The following is a 6,766-nucleotide window of genomic DNA, read 5'->3' as shown; positions in this document are numbered from 1 at the left end:
GTTGTGTGACCGAAGTCACGTTGACGAAGCTTGCGCTTCATTCATTGTTTGTATCCGAAGATACGTTTTTTGCCTCATCGTTCAGTTTTCAAAGTTCGTCCGCGCCTGTTTTGGCGACTCAATTAGAATACCAAGTCTGAAACAATAAGTCAACAACTTTTTGAAAGAAGTTTTTTTCTTGTTTCCGGCAGTGCGCTCGTCCTCTTAAGGACAAGAATTAATATACCACGATAATTACAACCTGACAACTCTTTTATTAAATTAATTTTAAAAAGAATAGAAAAGAAGGCTACCACCTCATTACTAGGCGGTAGCCTTCCTCTTTTTTCATTATAAGCGAACAGTAGGTAACGAGACACGTCGTTTCTTCGCTTCTCTAATATAGAAGTAATAAACGGATTCAGCCAGCTTCATTTGAGCTTCGAGATCACCGTAGTCATCGTAACTGATTTCAAGCAACCGGCGTTTCATCAAGTAGTTTTCTTGTGCCTGCGCCAGTTCCCGAAGAAAACGTTCATCATATTCGCTCCGGATTTTTTTCCGAAACCAATTCATAACTCGCGTCTTCCCTCCATCGCACGGGATAACGTCACTTCATCCGCGTACTCCAAATCACCACCGACCGGAAGACCATGGGCAATCCGTGTAACACGAATACCAGTCGGCTTCAGCAGTCGGGAAAGATACATCGCTGTCGCTTCCCCTTCAATGTTCGGATTCGTTGCCAAGATAATTTCTGTAATAGCTTCATCCGCCTGTAAGCGCGTCAATAAGCTCGATACATTGATATCTTCAGGACCGATTCCTTCCATTGGACTGATTGCCCCGTGCAAGACATGGTACAACCCTTGATAGTCTCGCATCTTTTCCATCGCGATGACATCACGTGAATCTTGAACGACACAAACGATTGTCCGGTTACGGTGTTTATCGGAACAGACGTAACATGGATCTTTATCCGTGATATTCCCACAGATGCTACAGTATGAAATATCACGCTTTGCGCTTACCAGTGCCTTTCCGAACATCAGCACATCATCTTCTTCCATATCAAGGACATGAAACGCAAGACGAACAGCCGTTTTCGGACCGATCCCTGGTAACTTCGTAAAACTTTCGATTAAGCGGCTGATTGCTTCAGGATATTGCAATTCGTTTCCCCCTACAGTTTAAAACATTCCCGGCATGTTCATTCCTTGTGTAAATTTACCCATCTTACTCGAAACGAGTTCATCTACTTTTTTCAAAGCATCATTCGTCGCAGCAAGTACGAGGTCTTGAATCATTTCCACATCATCCGGATCAACTACTTCTTCTTTGATGATGACATCGATGATATTTTTATGACCATCTGCTACGACAGAGACCATTTCGCCGCCAGCCGTTCCCGTCACCGTCAAGTCCTTTAACTCTTCCTGCGCTTTCGCCATATCTTTTTGCATCTTTTGCATTTGTTTCATCATGTTGTTCATGTTTCCCATACCACGCATAATTCTTCCTCCTCTAACTGAATTAGTCTTCGAATTCTACGATATCACCAAATCGTCCGAGCGTCTCGGACAACAATCGATCTTCTTCCGATTCGACTGCCACTTCTTTCTCTTCTATATTACTACTATTTCGTTTCGCAACAAACTCTGCTTTTAGTTCTTTCCAGTCATTATCGAGAATCGCAAGAATTTGGCGTTTGACACCACAGACCTCAAACAGTGCTTCTTCAATAACGAAACGCGTTCGTTCATTGGTCATGACCTGTTCAAAGTGCCATCCTTTTCCGTTATCGAATTCAATCAGCAATGTATCCTCTGAACATAAGACCGGTTTACTTTCGTGTACCAATGAATAAATCGGACCGTCTTGCTTTAGAATCAATTTCAAAATGGCATCCCAACGTTCTTGAATCTCAAGAAGCTGCGCCTTCTCTGCACGACTCAACATTTGCCGGATTCGTTCCTTGGCAATCCGCACTGTCGGTCGGGCTTGTTTTCGCTTAGCGGGCTGTTGGACAGCAGCTCCTTCAGCAGCTGGGATTCCGGTTACTTTCAACTGATGCATCTGTTCTTTCAGTTCCCGTACTTCTTGTTGCAAACTTTGCATGATTTGTCCTGTCGTTCGTCCTTGTTCCGCAATCTGAATGAACGCAATCTCGACTAGAACACGCGGATGATTCGTCAAACGCATTTGCTGTTGGCAATCATGTAACTGTTCAATGACGTGGAAACACGTTTCCATCTCGATTGTTTCGACAAATGTCTTGAACGCTTCCGTCGGCCGAGCCCGTTCCAGTAAATCAACCGCCGTCGGAGACGTTTTAAGTAGCAATGTATCACGATAGAAAAACACCAAGTCTTCAACGAACCGCTTTAAATCTTTTCCTGCACGTTGCATTTTTTCAAGTGTCTGCAACAACTGGTCGACTTGATGGGCTTGCAATGCGCTCGCGACTGCGAGCAATGCTTCATCCTCAACTGCCCCCGTCACTTCCAGTACAGCCTCATCCGTTAAGTCTCCATTTGAAAAGGCGACTGCCTGATCGAGCAGGCTCAACGCGTCCCGCATTCCGCCATCCGCAGCTCGGGCAATCAATCGTAACGCGGTTTCCGTATAACCGATCGTTTGATCCGATAAGATGTACTGCATCCGTTCCATTAGTTGATCCACTTCATGCCGCTTGACGTCAAAACGTTGGCAACGTGAAATGATCGTTGCCGGAATTTTATGCGGCTCCGTCGTCGCCAGGATGAAAATCGCATGTGCCGGCGGTTCTTCCAATGTTTTTAATAACGCATTGAAGGCACCGGTTGATAACATATGGACTTCATCGATGATATACACTTTGTATGCTGCTTCCGATGGTGGATATTTGACCTTATCCCGGATTTCCCGGATTTCATCAACACCGTTGTTGGACGCAGCATCGATTTCAAACACATCAGGACTTGATCCTTCTGTAATCGCCCGACACGTCGGACATTCGTTACATGGTTCATTTACAGGCGCTTTTTCACAGTTGATTGCCTTCGCAATGATTTTTGCCAGACTGGTTTTCCCCGTTCCTCGTGGTCCAGAGAACAGATAGGCATGTGACATGCGTTCTTCCATCAAGGCGTTTTGAATCGTCCGGGTAATATGGGCCTGTCCGACGACTTCATCAAAACGTTGCGGCCGGTATACCCGATATAATGCTTGATAGGCCAAGTTTGCGCCTCCTCTATTTATCAAAATCAGACGAGAATACTCCCACTTCTAAACGTTCAGGGCGAGGCCCTAGTGCAAGTGGGGGATGAATCGTCTTCGGGCAAGGCGTGTCTTGCGACACGTCAATTGTCCGACACTCTTGGTTTGAAAACAATTAAAATCAGGAATAAAAAAATAGTCATGTTCTTTGAAAACTGAAGATATAGGGTTGTGACAGGAAGTTCGTCTGTCACGTAAAATCTTCAACGTTCACCTTGCGGATGACCGAAGTAGCGAAAACCAAGCAGAGTAGGCATCCGTATAAAAGAAACGGACAAGATCAATGTTCAACCGTCGGGACGACGGGGTTAGCCTGATAAATTTTTGACCGCTAGGTTGGATAACTCAGGAATCCTCCACCTCTTAGCGAAGCGTAGGTGGAGGTAGTTCAAAATCCTCTTTCTATTCTACCTAAAAAAGTCTACAACCGGAACCGGCTGTAGACTTGTTATCTAAAATTAAACTGCCGCGCACCATATTCTGAAATAGGTTCAACATGCGTTACTCACGCAGCCTGCTCAGTCCAAGCACTCCTGCGGCACACAGAGAGCACCACTTAAGGCTGCTTCCTTCCGGACCTGACCTGGTTCATGGGTATCTGTTGCGCAGGACTCAGACGTCAACGCTACTTACGTAAGGCAGACCACACCAATCCTATCCCTCGATATGGAATTCAGTCTCGCTATAGCGGATTGCGAGTGACAGGGAACCGCTACATCCCCACCTAGCACGGCAAATGGTTTATCGTATTTTAGTGGCACTTGTTTCGAGTGCTTTTTCATTATACTGTTTCATCGGTCCCGTTGCAACCCATTGCCCGTTTCTGTTGTTTCTTTTTCGCCCGAAGCTCCCGGAAAAAAGACGTCAGCATCTCACCGCACTCCTGTTCAAGAACCCCACCTGTCAATTGCGACACATGATTAAACCGGTCATCCTGGACCAGATTCATCAAGGTCCCGCAACATCCTCCTTTCGGATCAACCGCTCCAAAGATGACATGTTCGATCCGCGACAGCATAATGGCTCCGGCACACATCGGACAGGGTTCGAGCGTCACATAGAGCTCGCATCCTTCCAGGCGCCAGTTTTCTAACTTACTACAGGCTTCTTCAATCGCTAACAGCTCTGCATGTGCCGTCGCCTGATGATTCGTTTCCCGGTGGTTATAACCGGTCGCGATGACCTCATCTCCTTTGACGATGACACAACCAATCGGGACTTCTCCGATTGCTTTTGCTTTTTTTGCTTCTTCAATGGCGAGGTGCATATAGTGTTCATGCCGTTCCATCATCACACTTCCTATCTTTACAAAAATTCTCTCCGGGAAACTTCGGCAGGTGCCGCTGCTTTGTGCTAAAATATAAATTGCACTTTGCTGAACGGAGGGTAATTGAATATGTTCATAACGGTTGAAGGACCCATTGGTGTTGGAAAAACTTCACTTGCTAACGCCATCAGTCACCATTTCTCATTTTCTATGCTACGCGAAATCGTCGAAGAAAATCCCTTTCTTGGAAAGTTCTATGAAGACATCGAAGAATGGAGTTTCCAAACGGAAATGTTCTTCTTGTGTAATCGCTTTAAGCAACTCGATGATATCGAACGTCACTATCTCAGTAAGCAGCGCTCTGTCGTCGCTGATTATCATATCTTTAAAAACCTTATTTTTGCCCATCGTTCTCTGAAAGTCGAGCACCTCGATAAGTACGAACAAATCTATTCGATCCTGACAACGGATATGCCTAAACCCGATGCCGTCATTTATTTAGATGCAAGCATCGATACGTTGATGAAACGTGTTGCTTTACGCGGACGTGAGATTGAAGAAAACATGTCACGTGCTTATCTCGAACAACTGGCAGCTGATTACGAAACGTTCGTCACGGATTATCAAATCAAGCATCCGGAAGTGAAAGTCATCCGTTTCAACGGAGATGAACTGGACTTCGTCAAGCGTCCGGAAGATTTGGAATACGTCCTGACAAAGATCCGCAACGAATTATATGAAGGAGCGAACCACGCATGAACTCGAAATTACGTGAAAAGTATAACATCCCGGCAGATGCCGTCATTACGATTGGTGGAATGGTCGGTATCGGTAAATCGACGATTACAAACGGTCTAGCAGACTCACTTGGTTTCCGGACATCTCTTGAAAAAGTCGATACGAACCCTTACCTGGACAAATTTTATCATGATTTCGAGCGGTGGAGCTTCCACTTACAAATTTACTTCCTTGCTGAACGCTTTAAGGAACAAAAGAAAATCTTCCAATACGGTGGCGGTTTCATTCAAGACCGTTCAATTTACGAAGATACAGGCATCTTTGCGAAGATGCATTTCGAAAAAGGAACGATGTCACCAACGGATTATGAAACGTACTCGAGTTTGTTTGACGCAATGGTCATGACACCGTTCTTCCCGCATCCGGATCTCCTGATTTATCTCGAAGGATCGTTTGAACAAGTTCTTGAGCGGATTCGTTTACGCGGACGCGAAATGGAACAACAAACGCCAATCGAGTATTGGGAAGAAATGTACGAACGCTACACGAACTGGATCAATAACTTCACAATCTGTCCTGTCCTTCGTCTGTCGATCGACGAATATGATTTGTTGAATGAACCGGAATCAATCGAACGGATTTTATCAAAAATCGACAAACAACTTGAAGTCGCCCGCATTGCTAAAATCCGCTAATCCAAAAGCCCGTCGACGGTTAAGTCGACGGGCTTTTTTTCATGCCACGGTTACTTGTTCAATTTGAGCCCGGTGATGCAAATCGTGTTGCATCATGGCGCCTAAAAATTCGAGAAGCGAAATCGTTTTTCCTTTTGACGTGAATGTATCCGTCAAACGGTCTTCCGGAATCAGTTCAACGGCACGGTGCAATCGGTCACGGCTGACTAAAAATTCGTCAATCGTCAAAATCCGTTGTTGTTCCCGGCTCATTTTTGCGGCCTCTTCGTTAACAGCCTCGCTGTCCGGTTTCACACGGAACGGTTCATTCGCCAAAATATATGGCAAGCGTTCCGCGACAAGGAATCGATCCCATGGCGATAAATGACCGATGATTTCAGCGACTGTCCATTTCCCTTCTGCATAAGGTGTCCGCCATGCTTCTTCCGATATGTGTTCAAGACCACGAACAAAATCCATCGTGTCCTGATAATGTGTGAGTAACATGTGTTTAGTGAGTGTCATAATTGCTGCTCCTTTTTCTGTCTAAGATGTAGGAAAACATAGCATGCCACTCTTGATGGAAGCAATAAAAAAGCATCTCACGATGAATGTGAGATGCTTATATAAGCGGAGTCGGTGGGATTCGAACCCACGCGGGCCTTGCGACCCCTAACGGATTTCGAGTCCGTCCCCTTCAGCCGGGCTTGGGTACGACTCCATGTTACATGTAATTTTGGGTAAAAAAAAAGAAGTGGAGGAGGCGGTGGGATTCGAACCCACGCACGGCTTTCGCCGCCTGACGGTTTTCAAGACCGTTCTCTTAAACCACTTGAGTACGCCTCCAAGT

At 45.6% G+C, this 6,766-nt stretch carries 8 protein-coding genes, 2 tRNA genes and 1 other RNA gene; 2 read left to right on the top strand and 9 right to left on the bottom strand.

The window, feature by feature from the left end; genetic code table 11:
* Positions 1-330: 330 nt before the first annotated feature.
* The 6 genes from P402_RS0100985 to tadA form a co-directional block, all read right to left on the bottom strand.
* Positions 331-555 (bottom strand): YaaL family protein, encoded by a 225-nt coding sequence (locus P402_RS0100985; protein ID WP_026827023.1) that lies wholly within the window; start codon positions 553-555, stop codon positions 331-333.
* Complete coding sequence (recR, locus tag P402_RS0100980) at positions 552-1,151, bottom strand: recombination mediator RecR (RefSeq protein WP_012368933.1); 600 nt, start codon at positions 1,149-1,151, stop codon at positions 552-554. The genes P402_RS0100985 and recR overlap by 4 nt, the downstream gene beginning before the upstream one ends.
* Before the next feature lie 18 nt (positions 1,152-1,169).
* Entirely contained in the window at positions 1,170-1,490 is a 321-nt protein-coding gene (locus tag P402_RS0100975; RefSeq protein WP_012368932.1) for a YbaB/EbfC family nucleoid-associated protein, read from the bottom strand.
* Positions 1,491-1,512: 22 nt separating this feature from the next.
* On the bottom strand, positions 1,513-3,198 hold the full coding sequence (gene dnaX / locus P402_RS0100970; RefSeq protein ID WP_026827021.1) for a DNA polymerase III subunit gamma/tau: 1,686 nt from the start codon (positions 3,196-3,198) through the stop codon (positions 1,513-1,515).
* A 505-nt stretch (positions 3,199-3,703) separates the two neighbouring features.
* Positions 3,704-3,970: signal recognition particle sRNA large type (gene ffs / locus P402_RS16790), an RNA gene on the bottom strand.
* Positions 3,971-4,018: 48 nt separating this feature from the next.
* Positions 4,019-4,525: a tRNA adenosine(34) deaminase TadA gene (tadA, locus tag P402_RS0100965; RefSeq protein WP_034769527.1), complete on the bottom strand. Its 507-nt coding sequence runs from the start codon at positions 4,523-4,525 to the stop codon at positions 4,019-4,021.
* Positions 4,526-4,633: 108 nt separating this feature from the next.
* On the opposite strand from tadA, the gene P402_RS0100960 reads away from it, so the two are divergent.
* On the top strand, positions 4,634-5,263 hold the full coding sequence (locus tag P402_RS0100960; RefSeq protein ID WP_012368929.1) for a deoxynucleoside kinase: 630 nt from the start codon (positions 4,634-4,636) through the stop codon (positions 5,261-5,263).
* Positions 5,260-5,937: a deoxynucleoside kinase gene (locus P402_RS0100955; protein WP_014969073.1), complete on the top strand. Its 678-nt coding sequence runs from the start codon at positions 5,260-5,262 to the stop codon at positions 5,935-5,937. The genes P402_RS0100960 and P402_RS0100955 overlap by 4 nt, the downstream gene beginning before the upstream one ends.
* 39 nt (positions 5,938-5,976) lie before the next feature.
* Here the strand turns inward: P402_RS0100955 and P402_RS16685 are convergent, their stop codons facing one another.
* From P402_RS16685 to P402_RS0100940, 3 genes are all read right to left on the bottom strand, one after another.
* Complete coding sequence (locus P402_RS16685) at positions 5,977-6,441, bottom strand: DinB family protein (protein WP_026827019.1); 465 nt, start codon at positions 6,439-6,441, stop codon at positions 5,977-5,979.
* A 106-nt stretch (positions 6,442-6,547) separates the two neighbouring features.
* A tRNA-Ser gene (locus P402_RS0100945) sits at positions 6,548-6,637 on the bottom strand.
* A 34-nt stretch (positions 6,638-6,671) separates the two neighbouring features.
* Positions 6,672-6,762 (bottom strand) — tRNA-Ser (locus tag P402_RS0100940).
* Positions 6,763-6,766: the final 4 nt, after the last annotated feature.

Source organism: Exiguobacterium sibiricum 7-3 (assembly GCF_000620865.1).
GTDB classification, from domain to species: Bacteria; Bacillota; Bacilli; order Exiguobacteriales; family Exiguobacteriaceae; genus Exiguobacterium_A; species Exiguobacterium_A sibiricum_A.
Note: the sequence above shows the minus strand (reverse complement) of the source record. Positions and strands in the feature narration are given on the sequence as shown.

What these genes read in the sequence shown, in the direction of transcription:
- tadA (WP_034769527.1), bottom strand. Translation starts at nt 4,525, where the DNA reads ATGGAACGGCATGAACACTATATGCACCTCGCCATTGAAGAAGCAAAA.
- P402_RS0100960 (WP_012368929.1), top strand. Translation starts at nt 4,634, where the DNA reads ATGTTCATAACGGTTGAAGGACCCATTGGTGTTGGAAAAACTTCACTT.
- P402_RS0100985 (WP_026827023.1), bottom strand. Translation starts at nt 555, where the DNA reads ATGAATTGGTTTCGGAAAAAAATCCGGAGCGAATATGATGAACGTTTT.
- P402_RS0100975 (WP_012368932.1), bottom strand. Translation starts at nt 1,490, where the DNA reads ATGCGTGGTATGGGAAACATGAACAACATGATGAAACAAATGCAAAAG.
- P402_RS16685 (WP_026827019.1), bottom strand. Translation starts at nt 6,441, where the DNA reads ATGACACTCACTAAACACATGTTACTCACACATTATCAGGACACGATG.
- P402_RS0100955 (WP_014969073.1), top strand. Translation starts at nt 5,260, where the DNA reads ATGAACTCGAAATTACGTGAAAAGTATAACATCCCGGCAGATGCCGTC.